The 16,969-nt window shown below is 72.4% G+C and carries 17 protein-coding genes; 8 read left to right on the top strand and 9 right to left on the bottom strand.

The features are described 5' to 3' along the window. Nucleotides 1-119: 119 nt before the first annotated feature. Together IE239_RS20800 and IE239_RS20795 are read right to left on the bottom strand one after the other, a co-directional pair. Nucleotides 120-1,370: a L,D-transpeptidase gene (locus tag IE239_RS20800; protein ID WP_229878213.1), complete on the bottom strand. Its 1,251-nt coding sequence runs from the start codon at nucleotides 1,368-1,370 to the stop codon at nucleotides 120-122. Between the two features lie 216 nt (nucleotides 1,371-1,586). Next, entirely contained in the window at nucleotides 1,587-1,955 is a 369-nt protein-coding gene (locus IE239_RS20795) for a hypothetical protein (RefSeq protein ID WP_229878212.1), read from the bottom strand. Nucleotides 1,956-2,064: 109 nt separating this feature from the next. Here IE239_RS20795 and IE239_RS20790 point away from each other — a divergent pair, with 109 nt between their 5' ends. Both IE239_RS20790 and IE239_RS20785 read left to right on the top strand, forming a co-directional pair. Continuing rightward, the gene (locus tag IE239_RS20790) at nucleotides 2,065-2,502 is read left to right on the top strand and encodes an LPXTG cell wall anchor domain-containing protein (RefSeq protein ID WP_229878211.1); all 438 of its coding nucleotides are present in this window, start codon (nucleotides 2,065-2,067) and stop codon (nucleotides 2,500-2,502) included. Between the two features lie 42 nt (nucleotides 2,503-2,544). Further along, nucleotides 2,545-3,336: a hypothetical protein gene (locus IE239_RS20785; protein ID WP_190150847.1), complete on the top strand. Its 792-nt coding sequence runs from the start codon at nucleotides 2,545-2,547 to the stop codon at nucleotides 3,334-3,336. Between the two features lie 72 nt (nucleotides 3,337-3,408). Here the strand turns inward: IE239_RS20785 and hutH are convergent, their stop codons facing one another. From hutH to IE239_RS20770, 3 genes are all read right to left on the bottom strand, one after another. Next, nucleotides 3,409-4,947, bottom strand: coding sequence for a histidine ammonia-lyase (hutH, locus tag IE239_RS20780; protein ID WP_190150939.1), 1,539 nt, complete (start codon nucleotides 4,945-4,947; stop codon nucleotides 3,409-3,411). Between the two features lie 84 nt (nucleotides 4,948-5,031). Then, the gene (locus IE239_RS20775) at nucleotides 5,032-6,180 is read right to left on the bottom strand and encodes a GGDEF domain-containing protein (protein WP_190150846.1); all 1,149 of its coding nucleotides are present in this window, start codon (nucleotides 6,178-6,180) and stop codon (nucleotides 5,032-5,034) included. A 103-nt stretch (nucleotides 6,181-6,283) separates the two neighbouring features. Continuing rightward, nucleotides 6,284-7,108, bottom strand: a complete 825-nt coding sequence (locus IE239_RS20770) for an enoyl-CoA hydratase/isomerase family protein (RefSeq protein WP_229878210.1) — start codon at nucleotides 7,106-7,108, stop codon at nucleotides 6,284-6,286. Nucleotides 7,109-7,319: 211 nt separating this feature from the next. Here IE239_RS20770 and IE239_RS20765 point away from each other — a divergent pair, with 211 nt between their 5' ends. Next, a complete protein-coding gene (locus IE239_RS20765; RefSeq protein ID WP_229878209.1) occupies nucleotides 7,320-8,009 on the top strand; it encodes a hypothetical protein in 690 nt (229 codons plus the stop codon). 53 nt (nucleotides 8,010-8,062) lie between these two features. Here the strand turns inward: IE239_RS20765 and IE239_RS20760 are convergent, their stop codons facing one another. Continuing rightward, nucleotides 8,063-9,214 carry an adenylate/guanylate cyclase domain-containing protein gene (locus IE239_RS20760; RefSeq protein WP_190150845.1) on the bottom strand — a complete coding sequence of 384 codons (1,152 nt, stop codon included), beginning with the start codon at nucleotides 9,212-9,214 and terminating at the stop codon, nucleotides 8,063-8,065. A gap of 149 nt (nucleotides 9,215-9,363) precedes the next feature. Further along, nucleotides 9,364-10,230 (bottom strand): biotin--[acetyl-CoA-carboxylase] ligase, encoded by an 867-nt coding sequence (locus IE239_RS20755; protein ID WP_190150844.1) that lies wholly within the window; start codon nucleotides 10,228-10,230, stop codon nucleotides 9,364-9,366. Between the two features lie 111 nt (nucleotides 10,231-10,341). On the opposite strand from IE239_RS20755, the gene IE239_RS20750 reads away from it, so the two are divergent. From IE239_RS20750 to IE239_RS20740, 4 genes are all read left to right on the top strand, one after another. Next, nucleotides 10,342-11,964 carry an acyl-CoA carboxylase subunit beta gene (locus IE239_RS20750; RefSeq protein WP_190150843.1) on the top strand — a complete coding sequence of 541 codons (1,623 nt, stop codon included), beginning with the start codon at nucleotides 10,342-10,344 and terminating at the stop codon, nucleotides 11,962-11,964. Between the two features lie 9 nt (nucleotides 11,965-11,973). Next, nucleotides 11,974-12,183: an acyl-CoA carboxylase epsilon subunit gene (locus IE239_RS20745; RefSeq protein ID WP_190150842.1), complete on the top strand. Its 210-nt coding sequence runs from the start codon at nucleotides 11,974-11,976 to the stop codon at nucleotides 12,181-12,183. A 125-nt stretch (nucleotides 12,184-12,308) separates the two neighbouring features. After that, the gene (gene mmpB, locus IE239_RS42990; protein WP_268254522.1) at nucleotides 12,309-12,437 is read left to right on the top strand and encodes a morphogenic membrane protein MmpB; all 129 of its coding nucleotides are present in this window, start codon (nucleotides 12,309-12,311) and stop codon (nucleotides 12,435-12,437) included. A gap of 27 nt (nucleotides 12,438-12,464) precedes the next feature. Continuing rightward, nucleotides 12,465-13,070 (top strand): Maf family protein, encoded by a 606-nt coding sequence (locus IE239_RS20740; protein WP_190150841.1) that lies wholly within the window; start codon nucleotides 12,465-12,467, stop codon nucleotides 13,068-13,070. On the opposite strand, the gene IE239_RS20735 is transcribed toward IE239_RS20740, so the two are convergent. Continuing rightward, nucleotides 13,039-13,548, bottom strand: coding sequence for a hypothetical protein (locus IE239_RS20735; protein ID WP_190150840.1), 510 nt, complete (start codon nucleotides 13,546-13,548; stop codon nucleotides 13,039-13,041). The two genes, IE239_RS20740 and IE239_RS20735, sit on opposite strands and share 32 nt — an antisense overlap. A 384-nt stretch (nucleotides 13,549-13,932) precedes the next feature. Between IE239_RS20735 and IE239_RS20730 the strand changes: the two genes are divergently transcribed. Then, nucleotides 13,933-15,705 (top strand): acetyl/propionyl/methylcrotonyl-CoA carboxylase subunit alpha, encoded by a 1,773-nt coding sequence (locus IE239_RS20730; protein ID WP_190150839.1) that lies wholly within the window; start codon nucleotides 13,933-13,935, stop codon nucleotides 15,703-15,705. Between the two features lie 265 nt (nucleotides 15,706-15,970). On the opposite strand, the gene IE239_RS20725 is transcribed toward IE239_RS20730, so the two are convergent. Continuing rightward, a complete protein-coding gene (locus IE239_RS20725; protein WP_190150838.1) occupies nucleotides 15,971-16,936 on the bottom strand; it encodes a DeoR/GlpR family DNA-binding transcription regulator in 966 nt (321 codons plus the stop codon). Nucleotides 16,937-16,969 lie beyond the last annotated feature (33 nt).

Below are 16,969 nucleotides of genomic sequence, written 5' to 3'. Positions count from 1 at the left end.
GATGACTGGATAAGGCCGGAATAAGAGAACGATGAGAAGGGTGCGGCGGACCCGGAAACACCGGTGCCGCCCCTGGGGGCGGCACCGGAAAGCTGTGGCCGGGCTGTCAGGACGGCCCGTCAGACGGCCGAACCCGCCTTCCACTGGGCCCAGTCCATGTTCCAGCCGTTGAGGCCGTTGTCCGGGGCCACGGTCTTGTCGCCGGTGTTCTTGACCACCACGACGTCGCCGACGATCGAGTTGGTGTAGAACCAGTACCCCGCCGTGCCCTTGTCGTCGGCGCCCTTGGTGTCGGACAGGCCCACGCAGCCGTGGCTGGTGTTGACCGAGCCGAAGATGGACTTCGCGCCCCAGTAGTTGCCGTGCACGAAGGTGCCGGAGTTGGTGAGGCGGATGGCGTGCGGCACGTCCTTGATGTCGTACTCGCCCTTGCCGTCGTCGTCGGTGAAGCCCACGGTCGCGCCGTTCATGCGCGTCTCCTTGAACTTCTCCGACATCACCATCTGGCCCTCGTACGTCTTGTTGTCGGGCGAACCGGCGGAGATCGGGATGGTCTTGACGACCGCGCCGTTGTGCGTGACCTTCATCTGCTTGGTCTTCGCGTCGACGAAGGAGACCTGGTTCCGGCCGATCTTGAAGGTGACCGTCTTCTGCTGGACGCCGATGACGCCCTTGGCGCCCTCCACACCGTCGAGCGCGAGCTTCAGCGTGACGGTGGAGTTCTCCTTCCAGTAGTCCTGCGGACGGCAGTCCATGCGCTGGGTGGAGAACCAGTGACAGACGACCTCCTGACCGCTGGTGGAGGTGACGGTGACGCCCTTCTGGACGGCCGCCTTGTCGGTGATCGCCTTGTTGAAGTTGATCGACACGGGCATGCCCACGCCGACGGTCGAGCCGTCCTCCGGCGTGAAGTTGGCTATGAAGCTGTTGTCCGGGGAGACCGTGGTGAAGGAGGCGTTCTCGTGGGCCACCAGGCCGCCGGAGTCCTTCGCCTCGGCCGCCACCTTGTAGGTGGTGGAGCGCTCCAGCTGCTGGTTGGGCTTCCAGCTGGTCTTGTCGGCGGAGAGCGTGCCCTCGACCACGGCCTTGCCGTCGGCGGTGGTCATCGTCACGGAGGAGAGCGTTCCCTTGCTCACCGTGACGGCCGCCGAGTTGTTGATGGAGGCGTTGTTCGAGCCGTCCGCCGGTGTGATCTTGATCTGGGCCTGGGAGGACTTCTGCGCCGCCGCCTCGTCGGCCTTGGCCTGTGAGGAGCCGCCTCCGCCGTCCGAGGCGCCACTGTCACCGCCGGAACACGCAGAGAGCACCAGAACACCGCCGAGCAGGGCGGACGCGGCCATCAGACCTCGACGCCGCCTACTGTCCGTCATCACACGCTTCTCCATCGTTGCCGATTGCCTGAAACCCGGGAGCCCCCGTCGGGAACACCAACGCCACGAGCGGTTCGTCCCGTTCCACATTCTCCGAAGATGTGGGGCATGCCACGTTCGTGGCACGCATGGTGCGGATGTTCACTCGTGCGCCCCCTGAGACGACGGGACCCCGGCCCGCGGTTGCCGTCCGGGGTCCCGGGTTTCCCGGAACGCTCAGCCGATGCCGCGCACTTCGCCGTCGGACTCGTCGTCCAGGCCCCCATCTTCGTCGACGTCGTCGTCGTCGAGGTCCCACTCCGGCGAATCGGGGTCGTACTCGACCCGCTCACTGGACCAGGAGGCCTGCTGGAGTTCCACTCCCTCGACCTCGCCGACCAGGTCGAACGGGTCGACGAGGTAGGCCAGGGCCTCCGCGGTGTCCTCCGTCACAGCGCCCTCGACATGCGCGCGCTCGGAGTCCGGGACCCCCTCGTCCTCGGCGATCCGCCGCAGCGCCGCCGCGGTCACGGCGTCCTCGTCATGAATTTCGAGGAGAATTTCCACTCGGATCCGCACAAAACGTGATGACTCTTCAGTGCTCATGGCCGGAGCGTACGGCTCACGGCTCCCGCAGCTTTCCCGCGACCCGCGCCTTTCATTAGCATCGGGCCACACGGCCAATTCGCCAGCGTCACAAGGGGATCGATATTCCGTGTCATCCGCTCGCCGTCCGTTGCTGACCGCCACCGCCGCGGGGACCCTGCTGGGCGCCCTGTGGTTCGTCCCGTCCGCCAACGCGTCCCAGGACGCCCCGGTCAGAACGGAGACGACGACGCAGGTCACGACCCAGGCACGGGCCGCGTCGACGACCACGACCGGGGCGACCCGCGCGTCCCGTGCGACCGTCGGCGAGGAGTCGGCCCTGACGGTCGTCCGGGCCGAGTCCGACACCGCGACCGGCACCGCCGCCGAAGCCGCGGTCGACACCGCCGCCGACACCGCGGCCGACGCCACCACCGACGACGGCCCCCGGCTCGCCGACACCGGAAGCTTCGACACGACCCCCTACGTCGTGGGCGGTACCACCCTGCTCGCCCTGGGCGCGGGCTTCGTCTTCTACTCGATCCGCCGGGAACGTCTTGGTTTTTGAATGAACTTGACTGACCTTTGACGGATTCTTCATAGTTCGCTCATGAAGAGATCAACGGGGACACGGCTGTGCGCCACCGCCGCCATCGGCGCACTGTCACTCTCCCTCCTGACCGCCTGCTCCGACGACGGGGCGAAGGACGCCGGCGAAGCCGAGGGCTCGGCCTCCTCCACCGCCTCCTCGGCCGCCAAGGCGCTGCCCAAGGCCGAGTTGGAGAAGCTGCTGCTCGCCCAGGGCGAGATCAAGGGCTACAAGGTCACCTCGGGCGACGACACCCTGCCGGCCTCCAAGAGCGCGGTGAAGACCGACGAGGAGGCGTGCGCGCCGCTCGCCTACGCCATATCGGGTCTCGCGCCGGGCGACACGGACTCCCAGGCGAGCAACACGCTGACCGAGGACAACGCCTCGGCCGCCGCCACCAAGGCCCCCGAGGACATCAGCCAGTCCGACCTCGAGAACGCGTTCAAGGTCAGCCTGACCTTCGTGGGCCTCTCCTCGTACGAGGGCGACGGCGCGGAGAAGGCCTTCAAGTCGGTCTCCGACGGCGTCGCGGCCTGTTCCGGCGGGTTCGGCGTCGCCGCCCAGGGCGAGAAGCAGAAGATCACCAAGGTCGCTTCGGAGAAGGCCCCGGGAAGCGGTGACGAGTCCGTGGCGTTCAGCGTCGACTCCGACGTCGACGGCGGGGAATCGGCCACCTTCCACACCCAGGTGGTGCGCAAGGGCAACACCGTGGCCTCGTTCTACACGGTGGACTTCGCCTCGCTCACGTCCACCGGCAAGTCGTCCGCCGTACCGGCCGCCGTCGTCGCCGCGCAGGTCGCGAAGATCAGGTGACTCCCGCCGCACACCGGGGCCCCGCCCTCGCGCCGCACGGACGCGAGGGCGGGGCTCCGTGCCGTGGCGGCCCTACCTCAGCGGGCCGGTGACCGTCTCCACGGCGGCGACCACGCCTCCGCCGCGCACGAACGCGTCCGCCGCCGCGAGGTCGGGCGCGAGGAACCGGTCCGGTCCGGGTCCCTGGACGCCCGCCTTGCGCACGGCCTCGATGACGGCCCGGCTCGCGGGCGCCGGGGTCAGTCCCTCGCGCAGCTCGACGCCGCGCGTGGCGGCGTACAGCTCGACGGCGATCACGCGCGTGAGGTTGTCGACGGCGGTGCGCAGCTTGCGGGCCGCGGACCAGCCCATCGACACATGGTCCTCCTGCATCGCGGAGGACGGGATCGAGTCGGCGGACGCCGGCACGGCCAGCCGCTTCAACTCGCTGACCAGCGCGGCCTGCGTGTACTGGGCGATCATCAGCCCGGAGTCGACGCCGGCGTCGTCCGCGAGGAACGGCGGCAGGCCGTGGCTGCGGTTCTTGTCCAGCAGCCGGTCGGTGCGCCGCTCGGCGATGGAGGCGAGGTCGGCGACGGCGATGGCGAGGAAGTCCAGGACGTAGGCCACCGGCGCGCCGTGGAAGTTCCCGTTGGACTCCACCCTGCCGTCGGCGAGAACGACCGGGTTGTCGACGGCGGAGGCCAGCTCCCGCTCGGCGACGAGCCGGGCGTGCGCCATGGTGTCGCGGCCCGCGCCGGCGACCTGCGGCGCGCAGCGCACCGAGTAGGCGTCCTGGACGCGGGGCGCGTCGTCCTGGTGGTGGCCGGTGAGTTCCGAACCCGCCAGCACGGCCAGCATGTTGGCGGCCGAGGCGCCCTGGCCCGGGTGCGGGCGGATGGCGTGCAGCTCGGGGGCGAGGACCTTGTCGGTGCCGAGGAGAGCCTCCAGCGACAGCGCGGCCGTGACGTCGGCGGACTTGTAGAGCATGTCGAGGTCGGCGAGGGCCATGACGAGCATGCCGAGCATGCCGTCGGTGCCGTTGAGCAGCGCCAGGCCCTCCTTCTCGCGCAGCTCGACGGGGGCGATGCCGTGCTCGGCGAGCAGATCGCCGGCGGGCCGGACGACGCCGTCCGGGCCCTCCGCGTCACCCTCGCCCATGAGCGTGAGGGCGCAGTGCGAGAGCGGGGCCAGGTCGCCGGAGCAGCCCAGGGAGCCGTACTCGTGCACGACCGGGGTGATGCCGGCGTTGAGGACGTCGGCCATGGTCTGCGCGACCTCGGGCCGGACGCCGGTGCGCCCGGAGCAGACGGTCTTCAGCCGCAGGAACATCAGCGCCCGGACGACCTCGCGCTCCACCTGCGGGCCCATGCCGGCGGCGTGCGAGCGGACGATGTTGCGCTGGAGCCGGGCGCGCAGCTCCGGGCTGATGTGCCGGGTGGCGAGGGCGCCGAACCCGGTGGAGACGCCGTAGACGGGCTCGGGCTTGGCCGCCAGCGCCTCCACGATCTCGCGGGCCGCGGCGAGGGCCGCCACCGCCTCCTCGGAGAGCTCGACGCGCGCGCCGCCGCGCGCCACGGCGAGCACGTCGGACGCGGTCACGCCGTGCGTCCCCACCACCACAGTGTGCATATCCATATTCAGGAGCGTAATGACTGAAGACGAGGATGTCACCAGTGGAGGCGGGGTTCGCCCCTTACCGACTGCGTCACACCGTCAGCGCCGCCCCCGGAACCTGCGTCGCTCGGCGGTCCGCTCGCGCTCCGACGGCGGCTCGTCGGCCAGCCGCACCACGGGATCCTCAGGCCCCTCCCGCCCGGCGACCACCGGCACGGCGGCCCGCACCGCCTTGGCCCGGTACTGCGCGGCATCGGCCAGCCGGAACAGCCGCCGCGCCGAGCCCACCGGCCCGATGGGGTCCTGGGTGGAGGCGACCCCGCAGGCCACCCCCTCGCCGAGTTCCAGCTCGGCGGCCCGGCGGCAGAGCTCTCCGGCGACCCTGACGACGTCGTCGGCGGGCGGGCCCACGGCCAGCAGACAGAACTCGTCCCCGCCCAGCCGGGCGGCCAGCGTGCCCGGCAGCATCGCCCCGCACAGCGAGAGCACCGACCCGAACCGCTCCAGCAGCCGGTCCCCGACGGCGTGCCCCCGGGTGTCGTTGACCCGCTTCAGCCCGTTGAGATCGCACACGACGAGGCTGACCACGACGCCGTCCGCGCGGTGCCGCTCGACCGCCTCCTCCAGCCGCACGTCGACGGACCTGCGGTTGGCCAGACCGGTCAGGGCGTCGGTGAAGGCGAGCCGGCGGGCCTCCTCCAGCCGCTCCGTCTGCGCGAGCCCGGCGGCGACGACGGCGGCCAGGACGGTGGCGAAGTCGGCGTCGGCACGGCCGAAGACGGGCGCGCCGGCGGAGCGCGCCACGTACAGCTCGCCCCAGGCCCGGCCGTGCAGCACGATCGGCGCGACCACGCAGGAGCCGCGGCCCCGGCGGCGCAGGGCGGCGACCCTCTGGTGACAGTAGCCGGGGCGGCCGGCGGCCGGCCCCCGGGCCGTCTCCACCCAGGCGTCGGGCTCGCCGCCGGCCGCCCAGCGCTCGTGCAGGAACTCGGTGATCTCGGGGAACTGATGCACCGGGTAGGCCTCGGCCTCGGGGAACTCCGCCTCGTCGGCGGCCCGGTCGCCCACGTTGGCCAGAACGCGCAGCCGCCCGAGGTCGCGCTCCCACACCGAGAGCGCGGCGAAATCCCCGGACAGCGCGTGGCACGCGCCGAGCGCCGCCGCCCGCCAGGACTCGCGGGGGGTGCGCGCGGCCGCCATGCCCTGCGCGAGCGCCACCACGGCCACGAGGCGGCTGTCCTCACCCATCGCGCTCACCCCCTGCCCTCGCCCATCACCCCAGGCTAGGGACAATCCGATGGAAAAGAGACACGGAGGGGCACGGGGAGTGACGGCGGCCTTCCCCGCGGGCTCATTCGCCCGGCCACTGCGGCTTCCGCTTCTCGTTGAACGCGGCCACCCCCTCCGCCCGGTCCCCCGAGAACGCCACCGACCGCCACGCCGCGTCCTCGACCTCCAGCCCGGCCCGCAGGTCCAGCCCCTGCCCGAGCCGCAGCGCCCGCTTCGCCGCCCGCAGGCCCACCGGCGAGTGGGCGGCGATGCGCGCGGCCAGCGCCAGCGCCTCCTCCCGGTCCCGCCCCTCCTCCACCAGGACGTCCACCAGCCCCAGCTCGCGGGCCTCGGCCGCCGCCACCCGACGGGCGGTGAAGACGAGCTCGGCCGCCCGGGCCGCCCCCACCCGGCGCGGCAGCAACTGCGTCCCGCCGCCGCCCGGGATCACGCCCACCGACACCTCGGGCAGCCCCACCACCGCCGTGCCGTCGGCCACGATCAGGTCGCAGGAGAGCGCCAGCTCGAAACCGCCGCCCAGCGCGAAGCCGTGCACCGCCGCGACCGTGGGCACCGGCAGCTCCAGGACCCCGGTGTAGGCCCCGCGCGCGAGCGGGCGCTGGCGGACCAGCTCGGCGTCGCTGAGGGAGTTGCGCTCCTTGAGGTCGGCGCCGACGCAGAACGCCCGCTCGTGCGTCGAGGTCAGCACGACCACCCGGACCTCCCGGTCCCCGCCCAGCGCCGCGCAGGCCCCGGCGATCGAACTGGCCATGTCGGTGGAGACGGCGTTCATGGCCTTCGGCCGGTCGAGGGCCAGCTCCGCGACGTGCCCGCCGTCCCCGTGCCGGCGCACCGCCACGAACTCCCCGAACCGCTCCTCGTCCCCGACACCCACGACACCGCTCACGACACCCTCCGGGTTAACGATGGTTAACAGACTGTGGCCCGATCATCCCAGCCCGGGCCCGGCGGCGAAAGGGTGAACCCGTTCCCCCCGAGAATCCCGATCACCCGTTCGAGTGATATCCCGCCCAACTCGCCCCGCACCGCCCACGGGAGCGCATAACGTGCGTGCGCCTCGGCGCAGCGGGGCGCGATCGCCTCCGGGAGGAAACGCGATGACGAGCACGCGGACCGGGCCGGACCCGACGGCACAGGACGTGACGGCCCCGGCGAAGGCCGGGACCGACCGGCCGTGGGCGCAGCGCCCCCGTGGCAGGCATCGCCGCCCCCGCCCCCACAAGGCGCTGTTCGCCGCCGGCGGCCTCGCCGTGGCGGCGGGGGTGCTGAGCCTGGTGCGGCTGACCCCCGACGCGGGCGGTCCCGTCGGGACGCGCGCCGCCGAGGCCGATCCGCAGAGCGATCCCGTCGCGAGCACCGGGGCCGGCGCCGCACCCGGCCGCCCGGCCGGGGCCGCGACCACCGCCGCGCCGTCCCCGACCGCGCCCAGCGCGATGGGCGGCGCGAGCGCCGGCCCGGCCCCCGGCGCCGGTCTGCCGCCGGGCGCCTCCGGCTCGCCGCCGTCCGCAGCCCTCACCCCGGGCGCCGCCCCCACCCCGTCCGCACCCGGCGCGGCGCCGACGCCTCACCCGGCCGGCACACCCCACGCGCCCGGCGCGCCGCAGCCCGCGCCCGTGGCGTCCGAGGCCCCTCGCCCTCCTTCTACGCCGGAACCCGCCCCCGCCCCGGCCTCGGTGCCGCCCGCACCCCCGTGGCAGCCGGGCGTCTGCGTCCCGGTCGTCGGCCTGTGCGTGGACCCGCTGGGAGCGCCCCTGCCGGAACTCCGGAACGGCCCGCGGCGCCCGTGAGGACACCAGGAGCACGCAGGACGGCCGGGGACGGTCAGGCCGCCGGGGACGGTCTAGCCGTCCGGGTCTCCGCGGCGGGTGAGCAGCCAGGGCTCGACCACGCCCAGGCCACGCACCGGCCGCTGCCACATCGGCTGCAGCGCGAAGCGATACTTCGGGGGCTCCTCGCCCTCCTTCTCCGCCGCGGCCGCCTCCTCGGCGGCCTCCGCCTCGGAGGCCGGGGCGTCGCCGGTGCGGACGAGCTCCTCGGCGAAGGCGCTGTCGACCAGGACGGCGTCGCGGGGAGCTATCGACGTCAGCCGGGAGGCCAGGTTGACCGTTGTGCCGAAGACATCGCCCATCCGGGTGGTGACCGTGCCGAACGCCATGCCGACGCGCAGCTCGGGCATCGTCTCGTCGTTGCTCATCGTCTCGACCAGCAGCAGCGCGATGTCGGCGGCGGTGCCCGCGTCGTCGGCCGCGTACAGCACCTCGTCGCCGAGGGTCTTGATCAGGCGCCCGCCGCGGGCGGCCACCAGGTCGGCGCAGGTGGTCTCGAAGGCCTCCACCAGTTCGCCGAGCTCCTCCTCCTCCATACGCCGGGTCAGCCGGGTGAAGCCGACCAGGTCGGCGAAGCAGACGGCGAGCCGGCGGTCGACCATCTCCTCGTCGTCCGCGGCCTGCACGACCCGGCCGGCCGAGGCCGCGAGCTGCCGGCGCCAGACGTAGACGAGGAACTCCTCCAGCTCGGGCAGCAGCAGCTCGACGATGGGATAGGTGACCTCGGTGCGGGTCATGCCCGGCTCGGGCGGCTCGGTCAGGCCCTCCAGGAAGGAGTCGATCTGCCACTCCGCCAGCCGGGCGGTGGTCTGCCCGGTGGAGCGGGCCACCTGCACGGCCATCGCCTCGCTCAGCAGTCCCGCCTCGACGAGGCCCGCCAGTCGGCGCAGGGCGAGGACGTCGGCCTCGGTGAGCGCCCTGGCCTGCCCGATGTCGGCGAAGCCCATGGCCCGCCAGAAGCGCGACGCCAGCTCCATGGACACGCCGGCGCTGCGGGCGGCCTGGAAGGGGGTGTAGCGCCGCTCCGCGCCGAGGATGAGCTGTTCGAGGCGCAGCGCGAGAGGGTGCGGGTCCTCACCGGAGTCGCCCGGCTCGCCGGGTTCGGCGGCCGGCAGGTTGCCCCGGCCGTCCTCGCCCGCGCCGGAGCCCGTGTCGTCGACGGTCACGCCTGCTGCCCTTCCGATCTTCCGCGGTCATGTATCGACCGGCCTCAACTCTACGGCAGGTGTGCGCCAGCTCACTCCGTTCGGTCAGGCGGGGGGCGCCGTACGGTCAGGGACCCGAAGGCCTCGGCGGCCACGGCGGCCGCGGCGCCTCACGCCGGCCTCAGGTGGACGATGTCACCCGCGCCCACCGGCTCCTGCACCCCTTCTTCCGTGGCGATCACCAGCCGTCCGTCGCCGTCGACCGCGACCGCCTCGCCCACGAGCGACCGGTCGCCCGGCAACTCGGCCCGTACCGTTCGTCCCAGCGTGGCGCACCCGGCCGCGTACGTCTCCTGCAGGCCGCTTCCCACCGGATCGCCGCCTGCCTCCCGCCAGCGCCCGTACCAGTCCTCCAGCGACCGCAGGACGCTCCGCAGCAAGGTGTCCCGGTCCGTGCTCACCGCCCCGGCCAGCGCCAGCGAGCCCGCCTGCGGCACCGGGAGCTCCTCCGCGCGCAGCGAGACGTTGACGCCGACGCCCACCACCACCGCGCTCTCGCCGGCCCGCTCCGCGAGGATGCCGCCGGCCTTGCGTTCCTCTCCCCCGACGGTCACCAGGAGATCGTTGGGCCACTTGAGTGCCGTGTCTACGCCGGCCGCCCGGGAAAGTCCCGTCGCCACCGCGACGCCGGTGAGCAGCGGCAGCCAGCCCCAGCGGGTCACCGGCACCTCGCCGGGGGTGAGCAGCACGGAGAAGAACAGGCCGGAGCGCGGGGGCGCCGTCCACCGGCGGTCCAGGCGGCCCCGGCCCGTGGTCTGTTCCTCGGCGACGAGCACCGCGCCCTCGCCCGCCCGGCCCGAGCCCGCCGCCGCGACCAGGTCGGAGTTGGTGGAACCGGTGCGCTGCACCACGTCCAGACCCGACCACAGGCTGCCCTCCCGGACCAGCCCCCGGCGCAGGGCCGTCTCGTCGAGAGGCGGACGGTCCAGATCGGACCACCGGCCGCCGCCTGCGTCTGCTGCATCTCGCGGTGTCATGCAAGCCACCCTAGGTGTGTTGAACGCCGCACTGCCGATCCGTAGGGGCAGCACTACTCTACGGATGAGTAACCGTCCCCCCTTTTGAGCAGGCAGGGAGCCGCGATCCCGATGTCCGAGCCGGAAGAGCGCCACGAGATCCAACAGACCCGAGGGATCGACGTCCACACCACCGCGGGCAAGCTCGCGGATCTCCAGCGCCGCATCCAGGAAGCCACGCACGCCGGTTCGGAACGCGCCGTCGAGAAGCAGCACGCCAAGGGCAAGTTGACGGCCCGTGAGCGCATCGAGCTCCTCCTCGACGAGGACTCCTTCGTCGAGCTGGACGAGTTCGCCCGGCACCGCTCCACCGACTTCGGCCTGGAGCACAACCGTCCGTACGGGGACGGCGTCGTCACGGGCTACGGCACGGTGGACGGACGTCCGGTCGCCGTGTTCTCCCAGGACTTCACCGTCTTCGGCGGGGCGCTGGGCGAGGTCTACGGGCAGAAGATCGTCAAGGTGATGGACTTCGCCCTCAAGACGGGCTGTCCGGTCATCGGCATCAACGACTCCGGCGGCGCCCGCATCCAGGAGGGTGTGGCCTCGCTGGGCGCGTACGGGGAGATCTTCCGGCGCAACACGCACGCGTCCGGGGTGATCCCGCAGATCAGCCTGGTCGTGGGCCCGTGCGCGGGCGGCGCGGTCTACTCCCCCGCGATCACCGACTTCACCGTCATGGTCGACCAGACCTCGCACATGTTCATCACCGGTCCGGACGTCATCAGGACGGTCACCGGCGAGGACGTCGGCTTCGAGGAGCTGGGCGGCGCGCGCACCCACAACTCGGTGTCGGGCGTGGCCCACCACATGGCCGGCGACGAGAAGGACGCCGTCGAGTACGTCAAGCAGCTGCTGTCGTACCTGCCGTCCAACAACCTCTCCGAGGCCCCGGTGTTCCCCGAGGAGGCGGACCTGTCCGTCACCGCGGAGGACCTGGAGCTGGACTCCGTCGTCCCGGACAGCGCCAACCAGCCGTACGACATGCACACGGTGATCGAACACGTCCTGGACGACGCCGAGTTCTTCGAGACGCAGGCGCTGTTCGCGCCGAACATCCTCACCGGCTACGGACGCGTCGAGGGCCACCCGGTGGGCATCGTCGCCAACCAGCCGATGCAGTTCGCGGGCTGTCTGGACATCACGGCCTCCGAGAAGGCGGCCCGCTTCGTCCGCACCTGCGACGCCTTCAACATCCCGGTCCTCACGTTCGTGGACGTGCCCGGCTTCCTGCCCGGCGTCGACCAGGAGCACGACGGCATCATCCGCCGCGGCGCCAAGCTGATCTACGCCTACGCCGAGGCCACCGTCCCGCTGATCACCGTCATCACCCGCAAGGCCTTCGGCGGCGCGTACGACGTCATGGGCTCCAAGCACCTGGGCGCCGACCTCAACCTGGCCTGGCCGACCGCCCAGATCGCGGTCATGGGCGCCCAGGGCGCGGTCAACATCCTGCACCGCCGCACGATCGCGGAGGCGGAGGCGAACGGGGAGGATCTGGACGCGGTGCGCGCCCGGCTGATCCGGGAGTACGAGGACACCCTCCTCAACCCCTACGTCGCGGCCGAGCGCGGCTACGTCGACTCGGTGATCATGCCGTCCGACACGCGCCGGCACATCGTGCGCGGCCTGCGTCAGCTGCGCACCAAGCGGGAATCCCTGCCTCCGAAGAAGCACGGCAACATCCCCCTGTAAGGAGCCGCTGTGACGATCAAGGTCGTACGGGGCAACCCGACCCCCGAGGAGCTCGCCGCCGCCCTGGCGGTGGTCCGGGCGCGCGCCGCGGCGGCGGTGGAGGAGCCGTCCGGCGCGCAGCCCCCGAAGGACGCGTGGTCCGACCCGGCGAGGATCGCGGGCCGCCGCCTCCCTCCGCCGGGCCAGGCGTCCTGGACCCGCACCTACTGGCCGGGCTAGCCCGAGCCGGTCTCCCCCACGGCCCGCAGTCGACGAACAGCCGAAGATCAGGTGAACGGCTGCGGGCCGCAACTTGAGTACGGGTACTCAGGCAGCGCCCACCGGACAGGCCCCACGCTGGTGGCATGCTGTGGTCCGACCCCGAGAACGAGCCCCCGAAGGAACTCCGCGACATGCAGGAGACCCTGCGGAGACTCGGCTTCTTCCTCGCCCTGGCCATGGTGACGGCGATGATCGTGCTGGGCGTGAGATGACGGCCGCCCCGCCGCTAGGCTGACCGCATGCGCCGACTCGTCCTCGCCTCCCAGTCCCCCGCCCGGCTGAACCTGCTGCGGCAGGCGGGCCTCACCCCCGAGGTGATCGTGAGCGGGGTCGACGAGGACGCCGTCACCGCGCCGACCCCGGCCGAGCTGGCGCTCGCGCTCGCCGAGGCCAAGGCCTCCGTCGTGGCCGCCCGCCCCGACGCCAAGGGCGCGCTGGTGATCGGCTGCGACTCGGTGCTCGACCTGGACGGCGAGGCCCTGGGCAAGCCCGCGGACGCGGCGGAGGCCACCGCGCGCTGGAAGGCGATGCGCGGGCGGGCCGGCACGCTCCAGACCGGGCACTGCGTCTACGACACCCTCAGCGGGCGTTACGCCTCCGCGACCGCCTCCACCGTCGTGCGCTTCGGCGAGCCGACCGACGAAGAGGTCGCGGCCTACGTCGCCTCGGGCGAGCCCCTCTATGTCGCCGGGGCGTTCACCCTCGACGGCCGCTCGGCCCCGTTCATCGACGGCATCGACGGCGACCACGGCAACGTCATCGGCATCAGCCTGCCGCTCGTGCGCCGGCTGCTGGCCCAACTGGGCGTCGGCATCACGGAGTTGTGGGCGCAACCGGAGGCGTGACCGGCTCGGGCGGGGTGGGCGGGAGCGGGGCGGGCGAGCCGCCGTCGCCGCCCTTGCCTCCCTCGGGCGTCCGGGCGACGGGCCGCTGCCGGGCGTCGTACGTCATCAGCAGCAGCACGATCAGGGCGAGCACGACCACCATGAACACGAACTGCGGCACGCCCAGCAGTCCCCACGCGAAGGCGCCCAGCAGGCCGTGCACGACGGCCGCGCTGATCAGCAGGACCCGGCCGAAGCCGGCGGGCGCGCGGTCGCGCAGGGCCACCAGCAGGGCGACCACGCCGCACAGGGCGAAGTACAGGCCGAAGACGATCCCGCCGGCCTTCGAGGACGTCGACATGACGTCCGGGTCCAGACCGGCCAGGGACATGTCCTGACGGTCCACCACGACGCCCATGAACCAGTTCAGCGCGGCGATGCCGATCGCCTCGGCGAACAGCACGATCGCCACGGCCCACGCCGCCGGTCTGCGTACCACCGGTCCCCACCCACTTTCGAGCCGGACCTCAGCGAGGCCGGGCAAGCTGGCTGTCGCCTCACGTACGTTCGGGACACCCGGAACGCTACTAACGGGTAAACGGCGGGACAAGGGTTCTGCGGGCGGCAAAGAATCATTGGGCCATTCGTAGGGACTCCACAAAGAAACGGAGTGGGCCGCAGCACGCTCTCACAGAGACCTTGACCACACGGGAGGGCTAGGGTTTCCCGCAGGAGTGCTGCGTACGGCGGTACTACAAGGGATTTCGCGGTCGAGTGAGCCTGACATCACGCTCCGTGTGGGCAAGCTCACCTTTGGGGACGGGTCGTAGAGCCGTGTCGGCAGTCCCTAAACTCGGCTTGTTTCAAGGAGGGAGCCTCAATCGTGCGCAAGGTGCTCATCGCCAACCGTGGCGAAATCGCAGTCCGCGTGGCCCGGGCGTGCCGGGATGCCGGTATCGCGAGCGTGGCCGTCTACGCCGACCCGGACCGGGACGCTCTGCATGTCCGCGCGGCGGATGAGGCGTTCGCCCTGGGCGGTGACACTCCGGCGACCAGCTATCTCGACTTCGAGAAGGTGCTGAACGCGGCGCGGGAGTCCGGCGCCGACGCCGTCCACCCCGGCTACGGCTTTCTCTCGGAGAACGCCGAGTTCGCCCAGGCGGTCCTGGACGCCGGCCTGATCTGGATCGGCCCGCCCCCGCAGGCCATCCGCGACCTCGGTGACAAGGTCGCCGCCCGGCACATCGCCCAGCGCGCCGGCGCGCCGCTGGTCGCCGGCACGCCCGACCCGGTCTCCGGCGCCGACGAGGTCGTCGCGTTCGCCGAGGAGCACGGCCTGCCGATCGCGATCAAGGCCGCCTTCGGCGGCGGCGGGCGCGGCCTCAAGGTCGCCCGCACCCTCGAAGAGGTGCCCGAGCTGTACGACTCGGCCGTCCGCGAGGCGGTCGCCGCCTTCGGCCGGGGCGAGTGCTTCGTCGAGCGCTACCTGGACAAGCCGCGGCACGTGGAGACGCAGTGCCTGGCCGACAGCCACGGCAACGTGGTCGTCGTGTCCACCCGTGACTGCTCCCTCCAGCGCCGTCACCAGAAGCTGGTCGAGGAGGCCCCGGCGCCGTTCCTGTCCGAGGGGCAGGTCGCCGAGCTGTACGCCTCCTCCAAGGCCATCCTGAAGGAGGCCGGCTACGTCGGCGCCGGCACCGTGGAGTTCCTCGTCGGCCTCGACGGGACGATCTCTTTCCTGGAGGTCAACACCCGTCTGCAGGTCGAGCACCCGGTCACCGAGGAGGTCGCCGGCATCGACCTGGTGCGCGAGATGTTCCGCATCGCCGACGGCGAGGAACTCGGCTACGGCGACCCGGAGCTGCGCGGGCATTCCTTCGAGTTCCGCATCAACGGCGAGGACCCGGGCCGGGGCTTCCTGCCCGCCCCGGGCACGGTGACCCGCTTCGAGGCCCCCTCCGGTCCGGGCGTGCGCCTGGACGCCGGCGTCGAGTCCGGCTCGGTCATCGGCCCGGCGTGGGACTCGCTCCTCGCCAAGCTGATCGTCACCGGCGCCACCCGTGAGCAGGCGCTGCAGCGGGCGGCCCGCGCCCTGGAGGAGTTCCAGGTCGAGGGCATGGCCACGGCGATCCCGTTCCACCGCGCGGTCGTCAGGGACCCGGCGTTCGCCCCCGAACTCACCGGCGGCCAGGACCCGTTCACGGTCCACACCCGGTGGATCGAGACCGAGTTCGTCAACGAGATCCCGCCCTTCGCCGCCCCGGCGGACACCGAGGCCGAGGACGAGGCGGACCGCGAGACGATCGTCGTCGAGGTCGGCGGCAAGCGCCTGGAGGTCTCCCTCCCGTCCTCGCTGGGCATGTCGCTGGCCCGCACCGGCCTCGCTGCGGGCGCCAAGCCCAAGCGCCGCGCGGCCAAGAAGTCCGGCCCGGTGGCCTCCGGCGACACCCTCGCCTCCCCGATGCAGGGCACCATCGTCAAGGTGGCCGTCGAGGAGGGCCAGGAGGTCAAGGAGGGCGATCTCGTCGTCGTCCTCGAGGCGATGAAGATGGAACAGCCGCTCAACGCCCACCGCTCGGGCACCGTGAAGGGTCTCGCGGCGGAGGTCGGCGCGTCCATCACCTCGGGTGCCGCGATCTGCGAGATCAAGGACTGACCCCGACCGACCCCACCGCTCCAATGTGTCGAGGCGCCCGGCCCCCGGGCGCCTCGCCGCGTTCGGGGCCCTGACACCGGCCCGTCCGGGGCCCCTGCGGGGCCGTTCGCGAACGAGGCGCGTTCAGGGCCGAACGGGTGTCGGGGGTCCGGGCCACCCCCGGGTCTCCCGAATCTCCCGGGAGCCACGCACGGCGTCGACGGCCGACGTCGGCGATCAGCGTCGCGCAAGCGGTGTCGGCGACCGACGTCGGCGACCGCCGGGATCAGCGACGGCGCAGGTCCGCGACCCTGGCCCGCTCCCCGCCGGGGGACTGCTCGCCCATCATCGAGGTCGAGCGCAGCCCTGCCGGAGTGCCCGGGACCTGGCCCCGGCGCGGGGCCGGCAGCGGTACGTCCCGGCGCTGCTGCTGGTGGCGCGCCGGGGCCGCTTCACCCCCCTGGCTTCCCGACGCCCCGGCCACGGCGATCTGCACCCCCTGGTCCGCCAGGGCCTGCAGTTCGGTGGTGGCCCGGTCGTCGTGCGCGGGCGGCTCGTCGGTCACCAGGCGGGTGACGAGGTCCGTGGGCACCGTCTGGAACATGGTGTCGGTGCCGAGCTTGGTGTGGTCGGCGAGGACCACGACCTCGGCGGCGGCCTGCACCAGAGCCCGGTCCACGGACGCCGACAGCATGTTGGACGTGGACAGCCCGCGCTCGGCGGTCAGCCCGCTCCCGGAGAGGAAGGCCCGCGACACCCGCAGCCCTTGCAGGGACTGCTCGGCGCCGCTCCCCACGAGGGCGTAGTTGGAGCCACGCAGGGTGCCGCCGGTCATCACGACCTCGACCCGGTTGGCGTGGGCCAACGCCTGTGCCACCAGCAGGGAGTTGGTGACGACGGTCAGTCCGGGCACCCGGGCGAGCCGGCGGGCCAGCTCCTGTGTCGTGGTGCCCGCCCCGACCACGATGGCCTCGCCCTCTTCGACGAAGCCCGCGGCGAGGTCCGCGATGGCGGTCTTCTCGGCAGTCGCGAGATGGGATTTCTGCGGAAAGCCGGACTCTCGCGTGAACCCGCCCGGCAATACCGCACCGCCGTGCCGGCGGTCGAGGAGTCCTTCTGCCTCCAGTGCGCGCACGTCCCGCCGCACGGTCACTTCGGAGGTCTGGACGACGCGGGCGAGCTCACGGAGCGACACGGCCCCATTGGCTCGCACCATTTCGAGGATCAATTGACGACGTTCTGCAGCGAACACGAAACTGACAGTAACGCGGACGACCGTCTGCTT

Origin of the sequence: Streptomyces humidus (assembly GCF_014649655.1) — a bacterium.
GTDB lineage: Bacteria > Actinomycetota > Actinomycetes > Streptomycetales > Streptomycetaceae > Streptomyces > Streptomyces humidus.
The sequence above is the reverse complement of the archived record's forward strand: the minus strand, read 5'-3'. Positions and strand labels throughout refer to the sequence as shown.

Excerpts from the sequence above, each read along its gene's own strand:
- IE239_RS20800 (WP_229878213.1), bottom strand. The coding sequence starts at position 1,370 with ATGACGGACAGTAGGCGGCGTCGAGGTCTGATGGCCGCGTCCGCCCTG.
- IE239_RS20795 (WP_229878212.1), bottom strand. The coding sequence starts at position 1,955 with ATGAGCACTGAAGAGTCATCACGTTTTGTGCGGATCCGAGTGGAAATT.
- IE239_RS20785 (WP_190150847.1), top strand. The coding sequence starts at position 2,545 with ATGAAGAGATCAACGGGGACACGGCTGTGCGCCACCGCCGCCATCGGC.
- hutH (WP_190150939.1), bottom strand. The coding sequence starts at position 4,947 with ATGCACACTGTGGTGGTGGGGACGCACGGCGTGACCGCGTCCGACGTG.
- IE239_RS20775 (WP_190150846.1), bottom strand. The coding sequence starts at position 6,180 with ATGGGTGAGGACAGCCGCCTCGTGGCCGTGGTGGCGCTCGCGCAGGGC.
- IE239_RS20765 (WP_229878209.1), top strand. The coding sequence starts at position 7,320 with ATGACGAGCACGCGGACCGGGCCGGACCCGACGGCACAGGACGTGACG.
- IE239_RS20755 (WP_190150844.1), bottom strand. The coding sequence starts at position 10,230 with ATGACACCGCGAGATGCAGCAGACGCAGGCGGCGGCCGGTGGTCCGAT.
- IE239_RS20750 (WP_190150843.1), top strand. The coding sequence starts at position 10,342 with ATGTCCGAGCCGGAAGAGCGCCACGAGATCCAACAGACCCGAGGGATC.
- mmpB (WP_268254522.1), top strand. The coding sequence starts at position 12,309 with ATGCTGTGGTCCGACCCCGAGAACGAGCCCCCGAAGGAACTCCGCGAC.
- IE239_RS20740 (WP_190150841.1), top strand. The coding sequence starts at position 12,465 with ATGCGCCGACTCGTCCTCGCCTCCCAGTCCCCCGCCCGGCTGAACCTG.